The 15,718-nt window shown below is 66.3% G+C and carries 12 protein-coding genes; 5 read left to right on the top strand and 7 right to left on the bottom strand.

Annotation, left to right across the window (positions count from 1 at the left end; genetic code table 11):
- Positions 1–55 precede the first annotated feature (55 nt).
- A complete protein-coding gene (locus tag A8V01_RS05435) occupies positions 56–1,321 on the top strand; it encodes an N-succinylarginine dihydrolase (RefSeq protein WP_103094904.1) in 1,266 nt (421 codons plus the stop codon).
- A gap of 79 nt (positions 1,322–1,400) precedes the next feature.
- Positions 1,401–2,087: an HAD family hydrolase gene (locus A8V01_RS05430; RefSeq protein ID WP_170065840.1), complete on the top strand. Its 687-nt coding sequence runs from the start codon at positions 1,401–1,403 to the stop codon at positions 2,085–2,087.
- Positions 2,088–2,090: 3 nt separating this feature from the next.
- Here A8V01_RS05430 and maiA read toward each other — a convergent pair whose 3' ends face one another.
- The 4 genes from maiA to phhA all read right to left on the bottom strand — a co-directional run bounded on the left by maiA (position 2,091) and on the right by phhA (position 5,357).
- Complete coding sequence (maiA, locus tag A8V01_RS05425; RefSeq protein ID WP_342747342.1) at positions 2,091–2,741, bottom strand: maleylacetoacetate isomerase; 651 nt, start codon at positions 2,739–2,741, stop codon at positions 2,091–2,093.
- A 5-nt stretch (positions 2,742–2,746) separates the two neighbouring features.
- The gene (locus A8V01_RS05420; RefSeq protein ID WP_103094903.1) at positions 2,747–3,301 is read right to left on the bottom strand and encodes a VOC family protein; all 555 of its coding nucleotides are present in this window, start codon (positions 3,299–3,301) and stop codon (positions 2,747–2,749) included.
- A 104-nt stretch (positions 3,302–3,405) separates the two neighbouring features.
- Positions 3,406–4,506 carry a 4-hydroxyphenylpyruvate dioxygenase gene (gene hppD / locus A8V01_RS05415; protein ID WP_103094902.1) on the bottom strand — a complete coding sequence of 367 codons (1,101 nt, stop codon included), beginning with the start codon at positions 4,504–4,506 and terminating at the stop codon, positions 3,406–3,408.
- Positions 4,503–5,357: a phenylalanine 4-monooxygenase gene (gene phhA / locus A8V01_RS05410; RefSeq protein ID WP_103094944.1), complete on the bottom strand. Its 855-nt coding sequence runs from the start codon at positions 5,355–5,357 to the stop codon at positions 4,503–4,505. Before phhA ends, hppD begins: the two co-directional genes overlap by 4 nt.
- 106 nt (positions 5,358–5,463) lie before the next feature.
- Here phhA and A8V01_RS05405 point away from each other — a divergent pair, with 106 nt between their 5' ends.
- Entirely contained in the window at positions 5,464–5,925 is a 462-nt protein-coding gene (locus A8V01_RS05405) for an Lrp/AsnC family transcriptional regulator (RefSeq protein WP_103094901.1), read from the top strand.
- A 59-nt stretch (positions 5,926–5,984) separates the two neighbouring features.
- On the opposite strand, the gene A8V01_RS05400 is transcribed toward A8V01_RS05405, so the two are convergent.
- From A8V01_RS05400 to A8V01_RS05390, 3 genes are all read right to left on the bottom strand, one after another.
- On the bottom strand, positions 5,985–10,751 hold the full coding sequence (locus tag A8V01_RS05400) for an NAD-glutamate dehydrogenase (RefSeq protein ID WP_103094900.1): 4,767 nt from the start codon (positions 10,749–10,751) through the stop codon (positions 5,985–5,987).
- Between the two features lie 193 nt (positions 10,752–10,944).
- Entirely contained in the window at positions 10,945–11,847 is a 903-nt protein-coding gene (locus A8V01_RS05395) for an ROK family protein (RefSeq protein WP_103094899.1), read from the bottom strand.
- Positions 11,848–11,852: 5 nt separating this feature from the next.
- Positions 11,853–13,019 carry a glycoside hydrolase family 68 protein gene (locus A8V01_RS05390; protein ID WP_103094898.1) on the bottom strand — a complete coding sequence of 389 codons (1,167 nt, stop codon included), beginning with the start codon at positions 13,017–13,019 and terminating at the stop codon, positions 11,853–11,855.
- Positions 13,020–13,199: 180 nt separating this feature from the next.
- On the opposite strand from A8V01_RS05390, the gene A8V01_RS05385 reads away from it, so the two are divergent.
- A complete protein-coding gene (locus A8V01_RS05385; RefSeq protein WP_103094897.1) occupies positions 13,200–14,528 on the top strand; it encodes an MFS transporter in 1,329 nt (442 codons plus the stop codon).
- A 60-nt stretch (positions 14,529–14,588) separates the two neighbouring features.
- Positions 14,589–15,644 carry a LacI family DNA-binding transcriptional regulator gene (locus A8V01_RS05380; protein ID WP_103094896.1) on the top strand — a complete coding sequence of 352 codons (1,056 nt, stop codon included), beginning with the start codon at positions 14,589–14,591 and terminating at the stop codon, positions 15,642–15,644.
- Positions 15,645–15,718: the final 74 nt, after the last annotated feature.

The following is a 15,718-nucleotide window of genomic DNA, read 5'->3' as shown; positions in this document are numbered from 1 at the left end:
CAAGCCCCCTCGAAACCACTGTCCTGCCCTGCCCCCTAACGCTAGGTTCCATCCCATGCGCACAGAGATCAATTTCGACGGCATCGTCGGCCCCAGCCACAATTACGCGGGGCTGAGCCTCGGCAACCTCGCCTCGACCAGGAATTTCGGCAAGGTTTCCGCCCCACGCGCCGCCGCGTTGCAGGGGCTGGCGAAGATGCGCGCCAATCTGCAGCGTGGGCTGGCGCAGGGCTTCTTCCTGCCGCAGCGCCGCCCGGATGCGGAGTGGCTGGGCCAGCTGGGCACCTCGGTCGAAGCCGCAAGCGACACGCTGCGCGCCAATGCTCTGTCGGCCTCCTCGATGTGGGCGGCGAACGCGGCCACCGTATCGCCCGGCGCGGACACGGCGGACGGGCGCTGCCACCTGACCGTCGCCAACCTCGTGACGATGCCGCACCGCAGCCACGAATGGCGCGAAACGCTGGCGCAGCTGCGGATCGCCTTCGCGAACGAAGCGCACTTCGCCGTGCACCCGCCGGTCCCCGCGCCCTTCGGAGATGAAGGCGCGGCCAACCACATGCGGCTCTGCGCGGACCATGATGCGCCGGGGGTCGAGGTGTTCGTCTATGGCGTGACCGGAGGCCCCTACCCCGCCCGCCAGCACCGCGAGGCGTCCGAAGCCGTAGCCCGCATCCACGGCCTTGACCCGGCGCGCACCATCTTCGCGCGCCAGTCGGACGCGGCGATCGCGGCGGGGGCGTTCCACAACGATGTCGTCGCCGTGGCCAACGAACGGGTGCTGTTCACTCACGAACTCGCCTTCGCCGACCGCGATGCGCTCTATGCACAGCTGCGCGAGAAGCTGCCCGAGATCGAGATCGTCGAGGTTCCCGCTGCCGAGGTCAGCCTGTCGGACGCGATCACGTCCTACTTGTTCAACGCCCAGTTGGTGACGCTGCCTTCCGGGGAATCCGCGCTGGTTCTTCCCGGCGAGGCGCGCGAAACGCCTTCGGTCTGGCGCTGGCTGGAGGCGCACGTCGCCGGAACCGGCCATAATGGGGGGCCCATCCGCCATCTCTTCGTGCATGACCTGCGCGAAAGCATGGCAAACGGCGGTGGCCCCGCGTGCCTGCGCCTTCGCGTGGTGGCAGACCCCGCAACGGTCGATCCGCGCTTCATCGCCAGCCCCGAAAAGCTGGACCGGATCGAGGCGCTGGTCGCGCGGCTCTGGCCGGAACGGATAGCGGTGGAGGACTTGTCGAGCCCGGCGCTATGGGCCGCCTGCGTCGAGGCACGCTCTGCCCTCTGCGCGGAACTGGGGCTGGACGAGCTGGCGGGATAAGGCGGCAACTTGCGCAAAAGCTGCGCAGCGTTCCGCTCTTTGCAATGGCACCTGCGCGCAGCATCGCCATAGTGAGAACATGGCCACCATTCCCAATTCCATCCCCGATCCCGTCAGGGCCGCCATCTTCGACATGGACGGCACCCTCATCGCCACCGAAGCCGCGCATCACCGCAGCTATGCGCTGACGGCCGAGGCGATCGGCTGGCCGCTGGGGGAAGACGTGCTCGATGCGATGGTGGGCATCAGCCGCGACCTTAACGAAAAGATGCTTGCCGAACGGCTCGGCCCCGAATTCCCGCTGGCCCGCTTCTACGACGAGGCCGACGCGCTGTTCATGGCCATGCTGGACCGGGGCGTCGAACTGCGCCCCGGCGCGGTGCTGATCCTTGAGCATTTCCGCGCCTCGGGCATTCCCATGGCGCTGTGCACCTCGACTAACGGCGGACTGGCAGAGCGGCGGCTGGAGAAGGCCGGGCTGATCGACTACTTCGACGTCATCGTCACCCGCAGCGACGTTATCGAGCCCAAGCCCAGCCCCGAACCCTACCTGCTGGCCGCCAGCCGCCTGGGCATCGATCCGGCGCACTGCCTGGCGGTGGAGGACAGCTACGCGGGCGTACTTTCCGCCACATCGGCCGGAATCCCCACCGTCATGGTGCCGGACCTGTTGCCCGCGACAGACGAGATGGCCGCGGCGGGCGCGCTGGTCCTGCCCAGCCTCGACGCGCTGCGCGACCTGCTTATGGCGCCGGTCGATAGCTGATCGTTACCGCGCCGCCTCCGGCTGACTGTCCGGATGCGCGGCCGCGAACTCGGGAAGCTCCAGACAGGCCGCCTCGATCCGTGTGAGATGGGGATAGCCGGACAGGTCGAAGGCAAAGCGCCGTGCGTTGTACAGCTGCGGCAGGGCCACGCATTCGAAGTAGCCCGGCGCATCGAACAGGAAGTCGCCCGCGCCCGTTCCCGAACGACGCTGCGCCAGCCGCGCCTCCACGCCGGTCAGGGTCTTTTCGAGCCAGCGCCAGTACCACAAGTCCACTTCCGCCTGCGTATGGCCAAGATCGTGCTTCAGATACTGCAGCACAGACAGGTTGAGGGGCGCGTGCAGTTCGGTGGCGATGGCCATGGCCAGTTCGCGCGCCACGAAGCGCTGCTCGATCCCTTCGGGCAGCAGCGGGCGTTCGGGAAAGCGTTCGTCCAGCCATTCGAGGATTGCCATGGACTGCGCCCGCGTCACGCCGTCCGCCTGCAGAACCGGCACCCCCGCGAAAGGATTGAGCGCCCGGTAGCCTTCGCCCCGCTGCTCACCCGCAAGAAGGTTCACCGGCAGGTTCTCATAATCCAGCCGCTTGAGGTTCAGCGCGATGCGGACCCGGTAGCTCGTCGAACTGCGCCAGTAACCGTAAAGCCGCAGCATGGCGTTCAGCTTTCCGCCGCGATCTTTTCGTGCAGCCAGGCCGCGTGACGCGGCGCCTTGCGGGTACGGGCCCATTCGTCGAGCATGTCGTCGGCGACCGCGCGCAGGGCCTCCATCTGGTCTACGGTGCCGAACTGCCAGGCCAGTTCCAGCCGATGGCCGTTGGGGTCGAAGAAGTAGATCGACTTGAAGACGCCGTGATGCGTCGGCCCGATCACCTCCAGCCCGGCGCCCTCGGCACGGGCCTTGGCGGCAAGCAGGTCGCCCTCGCTCTCAACCTTGAAGGCGATGTGCTGCACCCATGCGGGGGTTGCCTCGTCACGCCCCATTTCGGGCGCGTTGGGCAGTTCGAAGAAAGCCAGCACGTTGCCGCCGCCGCAATCGAGGAACACGTGCATGTAGGGATCGGGCGCACCGGTCGAGGGCACGGTGTCCTCCGCGATCGCCAGCATGAAATCCATGCCCATCACATCGCGGTAGAACTCCACCGTCTGTTTGGCGTCCTTGCAGCGGTAGGCCACGTGATGGATGCCGCCAAGGGCGGGGGCTTTACTGGTCATTGGTTCTCTCCCAAAGCTTCCTGGCCCGCTGTTTTTGTGGCCCGGAGTTTGCGGGCGAGGCTACGTGGCCCCGCCCGTCTCTCCCGAAACTATCGGCGGAAGAACTACTCCGCCGGTTCGCTGACTTTCAGTACGCCGCGCCGGATCTGGTCGCGCTCCATGCTTTCGAACAGCGCCTTGAAGTTGCCGTTGCCGAAGCCGTCGTCGCCGCGCCGTTCGATGAATTCGAAGAACACCGGCCCCACGCGCGCCTCGGCGAATATCTGCAGCAGCAGGCGCGGGGTGCCTCCCTCTGTCGTCCCGTCGAGCAGGATGCCGCGCATCTTCAGCGCCTCGGTCGGCTGGCCGTGACCGGGAAGGCGCTCTTCCAGCATCTCGTAATAGGTTTCCGGCGGCGCGGTCATGAAGGGTACGCCCAGCGCCTGAAGCTTGTCCCACGCGGTCAGCAGATCGTCGCAGATCAGGGCGATATGCTGGATGCCCTCGCCGTTGAAGGCGCGCAGGAACTCGTCGATCTGGCCCTTCCCGCCTTCCGCTTCCTCGTTGAGCGGGATGCGGATCTTGCCGTCGGGCGCAGTCAGCGCGCGGCTGGTGAGGCCGGTGTATTCGCCCTTGATATCGAAGTAGCGGATCTCGCGGAAGTTGAAGAGCTTCTCGTAGAAATCGGCCCAATAGGCCATGCGCCCGCCATAGACGTTGTGGGTCAGGTGATCGATCTGTGCAAAGCCTGTGCCCGCCGGGTGGCGATCGATGCCGGGCAGATAATCGAAGTCGATATCGTAGATCGACAGCGCCCCGTCGCCGTCGCGCTCGTAGCGGTCGATCAGGTAGATGATCGAATTGCCGATGCCGCGAATGCCCGGAAGGTGCAGTTCCATCGGCCCGGTCGCCACCTGCACCGGCTCGGCCGACCGGGCCAGCAGTTCGGCATAGGCGGCCCGCGCATCACGTACGCGAAAGCCCATGCCGCAGGCGGACGGGCCATGCTCGCGGCTGAAGAACCATGCGGGGCTGCCGGGTTCGTAGTTGGTGATGAAGTTGATCGAACCCTGCCGCCACAACTCCACGTCCTTGGAACGATGGCGCGCGATCCGGGTGAAGCCCATGGCCGTGAACACCGGTTCCAGCACACCCTTTTCCGGTGCGGAGAATTCCACGAACTCGAACCCGTCAAGTCCGATGGGATTGTCGAAAAGATCGGTCATGCATGTGCTCCCACAGGTGTCTCTCCCGCCAGCGCTTCTCCGGCGGGGAGCGGCGGTTCGTGCCGCCAGGTTTCGTAGACGGGGCCGAAATCGAGGCTGACGAGCGCGTCGATCAGTTGCGGCAGGCTGTCCTGGACGAAGTAGGTCTTCTGGAAGCTGTCGATCATGTAGCCTGTGCGCATCACCCGCACCGGATCGAACGGCAGGCGCAGCACGTCGCGATCCTCGATCGCAAAGCGCGTCTCGCCCGAGGATGAGATGATCCCCGCGCCGAAGACCTTCAGCGCGCCGTCTTCGCGCACCAGTCCGAACTCGATCGTGTACCAGTAGATCCGCGCCAGCATGTCCAGAGCGCCCGTCGCCATCGCCCGCGCCCCGGCCTTGCCGTAAAGCTCAAGGAAATCGGCGATGGTCGGGTCGAGCAGCATCGGCACATGGCCGAAGAAATCGTGAAAGACATCAGGCTCGACAAGGTAATCCAGCTCATGCTCGTCACGCAGCCAGCGGGTCACCGGGAAGCGGCGATGGGCAAGGTGATTGAAGAACACCGCGTCGGGAATGAAGCCCGGCACCGCTACAAGCCGCCATCCCGTCGCCGCCTGCAGCACACGGTTGGCATCGTCGAAGCGAGGGATGCCGCCCGCGCAGTCCAGCCGCGCAAGACCGTCGCGGAACGAGGCGCAGGCATGGGTACGGACCAGCGCGGACTGGCGCGAAAACAGGCGGCGCCAGCGCTCATGCATCTCCGGGGTATAGGCATGCCAGTCCTGCGCGACGGTATAGTCGTCGGCGGCGCGGTCATACTCTCCCCGAAGGCCGCTGTTTGACGTGATCGTCGACGGCTTCTTCATGCAGATACAATACCAGAGGGCCTGCTTCAGTTCCGTGCGATTGCAGGGCCGATCGGGCATGCTATTGGTGGAAACACCCAAGAAGGCCGGACAGGAGAGGTGATCCGTGCAACTGGACGAATTCGATCGCGGCATCATCGCCGCCTTGCAGGAAGATGCGCGCATGCCGGTGGCGCAGGTAGCCGAGCGGGTGGCGCTTTCAGCCACGCCCGTCAGCCGCCGCATCAAGCGGCTGGAGGACGAAGGCGTGATCCGCGGCTACGCCCCCGTGCTCGACCCGCGCAGACTGGGCTTCGAACTGGAAGCCTACGTGCTCATCAACCTCGTGGCGCATGTGGACGAGAATATCGCCCGCTTCGAACAGGCCATCGCCGACAATCCGCACGTGATCGCCTGCCATGCGGTGACCGGCGACATGGACTATCTGGTGCGGGTAATTGCCCGCAACGTGGAGCACTTGTCGCAAATCACGCTGCGCACCCTGCTGCGGATACCGGGGGTGCGCGACGTGAAGTCGATCATCGTGCTGGAGACGATCAAGGAAGATCGGGCAGTGCCGGTGGAGTGATCCGGCCGATAGTTTCAAGGTGCTTGCGGTCCCGGATCAGGTCCGGGACCGCAAGTGCATCACCGCCCCAGCAGGTGGCGCGCCTGGCTGGCGATCTGCGCCAGCATGGCGGGCGTGATCGCCACCGCATTCTCGGCGCGGTGGACGATGCCGCGGAATGCGTCGATCGCGCTCTTGTGCTGGCGGCCCCATTCCTCGGTCGCGGCAAGCGGATCGCTCTTGCCTGCCTTGGTCCGGGCAAGGCCGCGCAGGAAGTCCAGCCGCATCTGTTGGAAATCGCGCGCGAGACCCGCCACCAGCAGGCGCTCCCACGGGTCGGACGGGCTCATCATCGCCGCCGAAGCCTGCGCCCAGTCAAGGCCAAGCCCTGCGCCCACGCGTGAGAAGGCGGTGACCAGACGGCGCGGCGCGATCCCCGTCTCGGCCGAAAGCGATGCGATGCCCACTGCGCCGTCAAGGTCGAACAGATGCGCCACTTCGGCCGCCACATCTTCGGGCGCGCCAAGTTCGACCAGCCCGTCACGCAACTTGCGTGAATGCGCCGCGATGCGTTCTCCCAGCAGTTCGGCGGTGTCGGTGGAAAGCGCCGCAATGCCCTTCTCCAGCCTTGCGGCAAGTTCCGATGGGGCAATCTGGCCCGCGCCTGCGCGCAGCAGATCGGCCATGTGCCCGCGCACCGCGACCGCGACCGTATCGAACATCGCCACGCGCGCGGGTTCTGCCATGGGCGCGGTTTCCAGCCTCTCCCACAACGCGGTCAGGCCCAGCAGCCCATCCGCCAGGGCAAAGGCCGCCGCTACCTGCGACAGATGCGCGCCCTCCTCTTCCGCCAGTTCGAAGGGGGTAGCGATGCCCAGGCGATTGACGATGCGGTTGGCCAGCTTCGTCGCGATGATCTCCTTCGCAAGCCGGTGGCCCTTGATGAACTTGCCGAACTTGTCCTGCATCGGCTGCGGGAAGGCGGAGAGCAACAGGCCCGTCAGCGCCGGATCGGCGGGCAGCGCGCTGTCCTCGATCGCGGCCTGCAACTGCAGCTTGCCGCTGGAAAGCAGCACCGCCAGTTCCGGCCGGGTCAATCCGCGCCCATCCTGCGCACGGCGGCTGAGCACATCGTTGTCGGCCAGCCCTTCGGTCTTGCGATCAAGGTGGCCGCTTTCCTCCATCGTCTCGATCAGGCGGATGTGCGAGGGGATCGCCTGTGCCCCGCCGCGCTCCGCAATGGAGAGCGCGAGGGCCTGAAGGCGGTTGTCTTCCAGCACCAGCCGCGCGACCTCGTCGGTCATCGAGCGCAGCAGTTCGACGCGCTTCTTTTCGGCCAGCTTGCCGGCGCGCTTGGCGGCAGCAAGGGCGATCTTGATGTTGACCTCGTTGTCCGAACAATCGACCCCGGCCGAATTGTCGATGAAGTCGGCGTTGATGCGCCCGCCCTTCGACGCAAACTCGATGCGCCCCGCCTGCGTGACGCCAAGGTTCGCGCCCTCGCCGATCACCTTCACGCGCAGTTCGTTGCCGCTGACGCGCAGGCCGTCGTTGGTGGGATCGCCCACCTGCACATTGTTTTCGGCGGAGGACTTCACGTAAGTCCCGATGCCGCCGAACCACAGCAGGTCGACAGGGGCGGAAAGGATCGCGGTGATCAGCGCATCCGGATCGATCTCGGTCGCCGAGATATCCAGCGCAGCGCGCACTTCATCGCTCAGCGGGATGGACTTCAGGCTGCGCGGGAAGACGCCGCCGCCCTTTGAAATCAGGGCCTTGTCGTAATCGTTCCAGCTGGACACCGGCAGGTCGAACAGGCGCTGGCGCTCTGTCCACGCCTTGGCCGGGTCGGGATCGGGGTCAAGGAAGATGTGGCGATGGTCGAATGCCGCGACCAGCTTCAAAGCCCTGGACAGCAGCATGCCGTTACCGAACACGTCACCCGACATGTCGCCGCAACCGACCACGCGCACCGGCTGGGTCTGCACGTCCACGCCCATTTCCAGGAAGTGGCGCTGCACCGAAAGCCACGCGCCCTTGGCGGTGATGCCCATCGCCTTGTGGTCATAGCCGTTCGAGCCGCCGCTGGCGAAGGCATCGTCCAGCCAGAAGTCGCGCCGGTCGGCAATGCCGTTGGCGACGTCGGAGAACTTGGCCGTGCCCTTGTCCGCGGCGACGACGAAGTAGGGATCCTCTCCGTCACGGATGACCACGCCTTCGGGATGGACGACCCGGTCGCCCACGATGTTGTCGGTGATCGACAGCAGCGTATCGATGAAGACTTCGTAGCTTGCCTGCCCTTCGGCCGCCCATGCGGCGCGATCGCGCGAGGGATCGGGCAACTGCTTGGGATAGAAGCCGCCCTTGGCGCCGGTCGGCACGATGACGGCGTTCTTGACCCGCTGCGCTTTCATCAGGCCCAGGATCTCCACGCGGAAGTCGTCGCGACGGTCCGACCAGCGCAGGCCGCCGCGCGCGACCGGGCCGGCGCGCAAGTGGATACCCTCCACCCGGCGCGAATAGACGAAAATCTCGCGCCACGGCACCGGCTTGGGCAGGCCGGGGACAAGCGCGGAATCGAACTTGAAGGCCAGTGCCGTCTCGCCCGCTGCGGCGAAGGCGTTTGTACGCAGCATGGCCAGCACGATATCGCGGTAGGCGCGCAGCAAACGGTCGTCGTTGATGGCGCTGACATTGGCCAGCCCGGCACGGATCGCGTCTTCGGCAGTAGCGCGCGCCTCTGCCCGGTCACCCTCGAACGCGGGGTCGTGAAGGGCACGGAACAGCGCGATGATCGCGGTGGTGACGGACGGCGCGCCCTGCAGTGCATCGACCACGGTGGGGATGCCGAAGTGCGTGCCCGCCTGCCGCAAGTAGCGATACCACGCGCGCAGCCAGTTCGCTTCCCCGCTGTCCAGCCCAAGGCCGGGGACAAGGCGGTTGAACGCATCGTTCTCCCCCGCGCCGTTGAGCACTGCACGCAGCGCCTCCTCGATCGAGGCGGCCTGATCCAGCACCTCCTGCGGGGCGCGACCGTCAAGCGGTTCCAGCAGGAAGTCATGGATCACGCCCAGCTTGCCCTTTTCCAGAGCGGTGGGCACTTCGGCCATGACGCGGAAGCCGAAATTCTCCAGCGCGGGCACCGCGTCGGACAGCGGCAATCCGCCTTCGGACTGGTAGATCTTGAGGTGAACCCAGGTTTCCGGATCGCCTTCGCGCTTGTGAAAGCGCACGTCGCGGTGGGCAGCGGCCACGCCCTCGGTGCCTTCGCCAACCGCGATGCGGCGCAGCACGGCAATGTCGGTCGCGGCTTCGTGCGGGCCGAAGTCGGTGCGGTAACCGATCGGGAACGCTTCGGCATAACGGCCTGCGACGGCAGCGGCGCGGCCCGGCTCCAGCATCGTCGCCAGCGCCGCCTCGACCGCTTCGGTCCAGCCGCGCAGCAGGGTCTGCAGGTTGTGATCCAGTTCGTCTTCGGACGGTTCGTGCACGCCCTCGCGAATGTCGAGGGTATAGCGCAGCATCGCCAGGTTGCCCGCCTCCACCTGCATGCTCCAGTCCAGCGTCGGGGCCTGCGCGGCTTCTTCGATCATGGTCTGGATGCGGCGCTGCATCTGCGTGGACAGCAGATCGCGCGGCAGCCACACGAAGGCGAAGAGGTGGCGCATCAACGGCGAGCGCGTCAGCAGCAGACGCGGGCGCGGGCGATCCACAAGGCCCGTCATCGTCATCGCCAGACGTTCAACGTCGGCCTCGCCCAGTCCCAGCACAAGATCGTGCGGCAGACTGGTCAGCGCGTGAGCCAGCGCCTTGCCGGTGTGGCCCTTGGGATCGAAGTCCAGCCGTTCTGCAAAGGCGGCAAAGTGGCGGCGCAGGCGCGGCACGCGATCGGGCGGGGTGGCAAGCGCGGCGCTTGTCCAGATGCCCGCATGAACCGACAGCGCGGTGACCTTGCCGCCCTCGATCACGGGGACAAGGAACAGGTCCATCGGCACCCGGCGGTGGACAGTGGCCATCCGGTTGGCCTTGACCACCAGCGGCGCTTGCATCTTGCCCGCCGCCAGCGCCTCGTCGAAAGCTTCGAAGGCCCGGTCGTAGCTGGCATCGGACAGCACGTCCTCCTGACGGCGGCGGCAGATGCCAAGGCGCTGCTTGCGACTGCCGTCGCGACCGCGCGTGACATGGCCCAGCTGCGTCAGCATGTCGCCCGCGAACCAGCGCAGCAATTCCGCGCCCTCCGCATCGTCGATCTCGGGCGCCTCTTCGATGCGCGAGGCATCGGCGCGCATGGCCTCGACCATCTGGGGCCAGTCGCTGACGGCGATGCGCACATCGGCCATCGTGCTTTCCAGCGCGCGCAGCAATTCGCGGCGCTGGCGGGCATCGCCGCGCGGCGTCTCGATGTAGATCATCGATTCCCGCCCCGTCGCCTCGGCCGGGTCAGACGGAATATCGATCAGCCTGCCCTTGTCGTCGCGGCGCACGGGGACGACGGGGTGAGCCAGACGGTCGATCACCAGCCCGGCCTCCGCCAGCACGGCAGCGGCGGAATCGACAAGGAAGGGCATATCGTCGTTGATCAGCGCGATGCGCAGGATGCGGCGCTCTTCGCTGGCGGATGTCAGGTCGATGACGGATTCGCCGGCCTCGCGCACTTGCGCGGTGGCGAGCAGGAAGCGCACGGCCTCGTCGATCCAGTTCCCTTCAGGGTCATCTCCGGGAAGCAATGCGTCGCAGACCTCCCCGGCCAGCGCCTTGTGCAAGGCGGCGGGCGAGAGAGCCCCCCGCTTCTTCGAGGTCTTCTTATCCGAAGACTTCTGGGGGACGGTCAGTTCGCCTGCGCTCATTGCTTTCTCCGCGATCTTCCAACGTGTGCCGTGCCTGCTTCTTGCGCGTCAGGACTGCGGCCTTTTGACCATATAGGCCGATAGAACCGATCCTGCATCCGGGTGATCACAGGATTTTCAACGGTGCGTCGGTGTAACACGATTTCTTACCCGCGCAATATTCGTTCGCGCCCGTTTTCAGGACGCTGCACCATCACGCTGCGACGACATGCCCTTCGAAGGCTTTCGCGGCCAGCACCAGCGCGCCCATCGGTCCGGCGTCGTCGCCCAGCAGCGGCGGGACGACCATGCCGGCCAGCCGTTCGCGCGTGCAATCGCGCAAGTAGCCGCCAAGCAGTGCGGGCATGCGCGCCACCGCCATCGGCAGCAGATGCGGCTGCCGATTGGCAACCCCGCCCCCGATGACGATCCGCTGCGGAGAAACCGTCAGCACCAGCGTCGCCAGCAGTTCGGCAAGGTCGTGGGCGACAGGTTCCCACATCGGGTTTTCCGGGTCGACGCGCGATGGATGGGTGCCGAAGCGCGCGGCAAGCGCCGGACCGCTCAGCAGTCCCTCAACGCAATCGCCATGAAAAGCGCAGGCACCCGCGAACCGGTCGGCAGCGGCGCGACGCAGGCGCACATGGCCGATCTCCGGGTGCAGCAACCCGTGTGCGGGGACCCCGCCAACCAGCACACCGCCGCCAAGGCCGGTGCCGATGGTCAGGTAGACCATATTCTCGCAGCCCTGACCCGCGCCGAAGCGGTGCTCTGCCATGGCAGCCCCGTTAACGTCGGTATCGATCGCGACCGGGCAGCCCAGCGCCTGCGCCACGGCGGCGCGCACCTCTGCCCCGGCCCAGCCCTGCTTGGGCGTATCCAGCATCGTGCCGTAATCCGCCGCTTCGCGCGAAACGCGGATCGGGCCGAAGCTGGCGATGCCCACGGCGTCCACCGGTTTGTCATCACGCCAGCCCGCGATTGCCTCCACCGCGCGGCCAAGCGTTTCTGCCGGGTCGGTGGTGGGAAATTCCAGCCGCTCATCGATGCGGCCCGGCGCGCCAAGGACCACGATGGTCTTGGTGCCGCCCAGTTCGATCCCCGCGAGCTTGTGCATGGTCGTTATCCGTTCTTCAGGCTGCCTCGCAACGTGGCGGCATCGCCTTCCAGACGCAAGTGCAGGAACGGCGCGAAGGTTCCGCCGAAGTGCGCGCGGCCATGGGGTTTGCGATCAGCCGCCGCATCGTCGATCCCCCAATAGTCCACGAAGCTGGCCACCGACAGGTCGGGCAGCACCCACCAGCTATAGGCCTGGAACGGCTCCTTTTCCGGATTGGCAAAGACCAGCCCATGCCCGTTGAGCAACCGCCACGGCCCTTCAAGCCTCTTCGCCACGGCGCCATAAAGCCCGGTCGGCGCATCCACACCGGGCGCGAAGACTTTCGCCTGCGTCGACCAGAACAGGTACAGCAGCCCGCCGTGCGCGACGATGTGCGGCCGTTCAAGCTCGTTGTTGACGCCAGAAGCATCGACCAGCGGCGGCAACTTTTCGAACGTGCCGCCCTGCGGGTCGGCATCCCCGCGCCGCGAACAGCCGATGACGCCGTTGTAGAAGCCCAGATGCCGCGCCGAGGATGCAGTGAACAGCAGGTGGTCCTCCCCCGCCGGGCTGCGCCACGGTGCGGGATCGCGGAACGCCTTGATCTCTCCCAGTTCGCCGGTGCCATCGTGATGGCTCATGTAGACGACATTGGCCGGGATCACCTGTTCGACCGGCGGCGACCAGGGGGTGAAGACCGCCCCCCCTTCCTCCACCAGCCGGGCGGTGCTGGCAAAGATGCGTTGCCGGAAGCTTGGCTCTGCCTCTTCCCGCTTCCCGGCCGCGGTGAAGTAGAGGGTGACGCACCCGTCCTCCAGCACCGCGGAGCCCGACCATTCTCGGCTGCCGGGCGTGAACCCGTCCGGGAAGGTCACGCCAAGGTGCCGGAACCGCCCATCGGTGCGGTGGAAGTGATGGATGCGCGCAGCGCCATGCCGTTCTTCCGGATCATCGAAGGCGGGGGCCGCCAGCGCGAACCACAGTTCGCCACCACGCCACGGAGTTGGTGCGCCGCCCGGATCGGCAAGCGGCCAGGCGTCCCAGACGTCAAGCCGGGGGGCAACGCGGCGCAGATCGGCGGCGGCGAGAACGGGCGCGCGTGGAACCGGCCCATCAGCCAGCCGGGCCAGATCCCGAGCCGTCCATTGCAAGGTGTGGAATGACTCGAGCGTCGCAGGCAAAGGGTTCATGGAAGGCTGACGTACAAACGTTTGCAGTATCTGCAAATGATAATTGCTCCATTTTCGCAGTCGCAGCACGGACAGCGCACTGGGCGCTATCGTGGCCATGCCGGATAACTTACGGTATTCACCGGGTTTCCCTGCCAAAGCGGTTGGCGTAAAGCGATACAACCGCAATCGGAGAAGCGGATGCCCTACGGCCTCAAGCCGCATCTTTCGCTGGCCCGCATCGTCGAGATGAACGTGGGCTTCTTTGGCCTGCAGTTCAGCTTCGGACTGCAGCAAGCGAACATGGGGCCGATCTACGGCTACCTTGGCGCCAGCGAAGGCCGCATGCCGCTGCTGTGGCTGGCCGGGCCGGTGACGGGTCTGGTGATCCAGCCGCTGATCGGCGCGATGAGCGACCGCACCCGGTCGCGCCTCGGCAGGCGCACGCCCTATTTCCTGATCGGCGCGATCCTGTGTTCGCTCAGCCTGCTGGCCATGCCCGATTCCTCGACCCTGTGGATGGCGGCGGGGCTGCTCTGGGTGCTGGACGCGGGCAACAATATCACGCTGGAACCCTACCGAGCCTATGTGGCCGACCGGCTGGCCCCGCACCAGCGGCCGACCGGGTTCATGGTGCAGAGCGCCTTTACCGGGCTGGCGCATACGCTGTCCTACCTTGCCCCCTCGATCATGGCCACGTTCATCGACCGCGACCTGTTGGGCGCGAACGGCATTCCGGTGATCGTGCGGATCGCCTTCATGATCGGCGCGGTGCTGTCTATCTCCACCGTGGTCTGGTCCGCCCTGCGCGTGCCCGAACTGCCGCTTACGCCAGAGGAACAGGCGCGGATCGCCGCATCCCCCCTCACCCTGAAAGCCACCTTGCGTGAAGTGCGCGACGCGGTGGCCGAAATGCCGCGACCGATGCGCCAGCTGGCCGTGGCGATGCTGTGCCAGTGGTATGCGATGATGATCTACTGGCAGTATATCGCCTTTGCGATCTCACGCTCGCTCTTCGGCACCGGAAACGTGCATTCCGCCCGCTTCCGCGAGGCCGTGCTGACCGAACAGCAACTGGGCGCGCTGTACAATGCGGTGGCTTTCGTCGCCGCGATCGGGCTGATCCCGGTGGTCGGGCGCTTCGGCGCGCGGGCCGTCCATGTGGCCTGCCTGGCGGCTTCAGGGCTGTCGATGCTGGCGATTCCCTCAACCAGCGAACTGCCGCTGCTGGGCCTGCTGATGGTGGGTATCGGGTTCGGCTGGGCGGGCATGATGGGCAATACCTACGTCATTCTTGCCGATTCGATTCCCGCCGCGCGCAACGGTATCTACATGGGGGTTTTCAACTTGTTCATCGTCATCCCGATGCTGATCGAGGGCGTGACGATGCCCCTCATCTATGGTCCCATTCTGGGCAACGACCCGCGCAACGCGCTGATACTTGCCGGATTGCTGATGATCGCGGGCGCAATTGCCACCCTCTTCGTCGAGGCTGGCGGTCGACCGGAACCGAAACTGGCAGCCAACTGAACAAGTTACTTCCGGCGGGTCGATCCGGGTGCTAAGGCTCTGTGCGATATGGGCGCAGGGATGGAAGATAGCGACTTGGGGAACGACGACACAGACACGTCCGGCCCGGATGTGGAAGTGCGCACGCTCGCCGATCTGGCCCGCGTGGCCGGCGTTTCCGCAGGCACGGTGTCACGGGCGCTGGCGGGCAAGTCGCTCGTCAACGCGGAAACGCGTGAACGCATTCAGGCCCTTGCCCGGCAATATGGCTTTCGTCCGAACCAGATGGCCAGCAAGCTGCGCTCGCGCCGCACGGGCGTCATCGGCGTGGTCATCCCGCTGGGCCATGAAAAACGGCAGCAGATTTCCGACCCGTTCTTCCTCACCCTGCTGGGGCACCTTGCCGACCAGCTGACCGAGGCGGGCTATGACCTCATGCTCAGCCGCGCCATCCCTGACGGCACGCCGGACTGGCTGGAACGCATCACCGGGTCGGGAATGGTCGACGGCGTCCTGCTGATTGGCCAGTCCGACCAGTCGGAAGTGATCGATCAGGTGGTGTCGCACTATCGCCCGCTCGTCGCCTGGGGCAACCACCGCGAAGGGCAGAAGCACATCGTCGTCGGCACCGACAACGAACTGGGCGGCCGCCTTGCCGCCGAACACCTGATCGCCTGCGGAGCCCGGCGCCTTGCCTTCTTCGGCGACACCGGCGGGATCGAGATCGCCACGCGCCTGCGCGGCGCCCGCGCGGCGGCAGAGGCTGCGGGGCTGCACATCACCCATGTCCCGATCAAGCTGGCCGACGCGGAAATGGGGCCGCAACTGGAAGCTGCCTTCGCCGCTCCGGATGCCGATTACGACGGCATCGTCACCGCATCCGACCTGATCGCCATGTCGGCGCTTCACGTGCTGCACGAAATGGGCCGCAAGATCCCCGGCGACGTCCAGATCGTCGGCTTCGACGACCTGCCCCTTGCCCGGCTGACCTCGCCCCCGCTCACCACCGTGCGGCAGGAGATCGGGCAGGGCGCCAAGGTCATGGTCGAAAAGATCCGGGCACTGATCGAAGGCGAAACCCGCATCAGCAAGGTCATGCCCCCCACGCTGATCGTCCGCGAAACCACACGCTCCTGAACCGGAACCGGAGTGGCGGCACTTCGCCCTTTACCCGCCGCCCGCGATCCCGCTACCACTCACATCTCGTGTTG

The organism is Novosphingobium guangzhouense (genome assembly GCF_002896965.1).
GTDB classification, from domain to species: domain Bacteria; phylum Pseudomonadota; class Alphaproteobacteria; order Sphingomonadales; family Sphingomonadaceae; genus Novosphingobium; species Novosphingobium guangzhouense.
This window is presented reverse-complemented; position numbering and strand designations above follow the sequence as displayed.

Excerpts from the sequence above, each read along its gene's own strand:
- A8V01_RS05435 (WP_103094904.1), top strand. The coding sequence starts at position 56 with ATGCGCACAGAGATCAATTTCGACGGCATCGTCGGCCCCAGCCACAAT.
- A8V01_RS05430 (WP_170065840.1), top strand. The coding sequence starts at position 1,401 with ATGGCCACCATTCCCAATTCCATCCCCGATCCCGTCAGGGCCGCCATC.
- maiA (WP_342747342.1), bottom strand. The coding sequence starts at position 2,741 with ATGCTGCGGCTTTACGGTTACTGGCGCAGTTCGACGAGCTACCGGGTC.
- A8V01_RS05420 (WP_103094903.1), bottom strand. The coding sequence starts at position 3,301 with ATGACCAGTAAAGCCCCCGCCCTTGGCGGCATCCATCACGTGGCCTAC.
- hppD (WP_103094902.1), bottom strand. The coding sequence starts at position 4,506 with ATGACCGATCTTTTCGACAATCCCATCGGACTTGACGGGTTCGAGTTC.
- phhA (WP_103094944.1), bottom strand. The coding sequence starts at position 5,357 with ATGAAGAAGCCGTCGACGATCACGTCAAACAGCGGCCTTCGGGGAGAG.
- A8V01_RS05400 (WP_103094900.1), bottom strand. The coding sequence starts at position 10,751 with ATGAGCGCAGGCGAACTGACCGTCCCCCAGAAGTCTTCGGATAAGAAG.
- A8V01_RS05395 (WP_103094899.1), bottom strand. The coding sequence starts at position 11,847 with ATGCACAAGCTCGCGGGGATCGAACTGGGCGGCACCAAGACCATCGTG.
- A8V01_RS05390 (WP_103094898.1), bottom strand. The coding sequence starts at position 13,019 with ATGAACCCTTTGCCTGCGACGCTCGAGTCATTCCACACCTTGCAATGG.
- A8V01_RS05385 (WP_103094897.1), top strand. The coding sequence starts at position 13,200 with ATGCCCTACGGCCTCAAGCCGCATCTTTCGCTGGCCCGCATCGTCGAG.
- A8V01_RS05380 (WP_103094896.1), top strand. The coding sequence starts at position 14,589 with ATGGAAGATAGCGACTTGGGGAACGACGACACAGACACGTCCGGCCCG.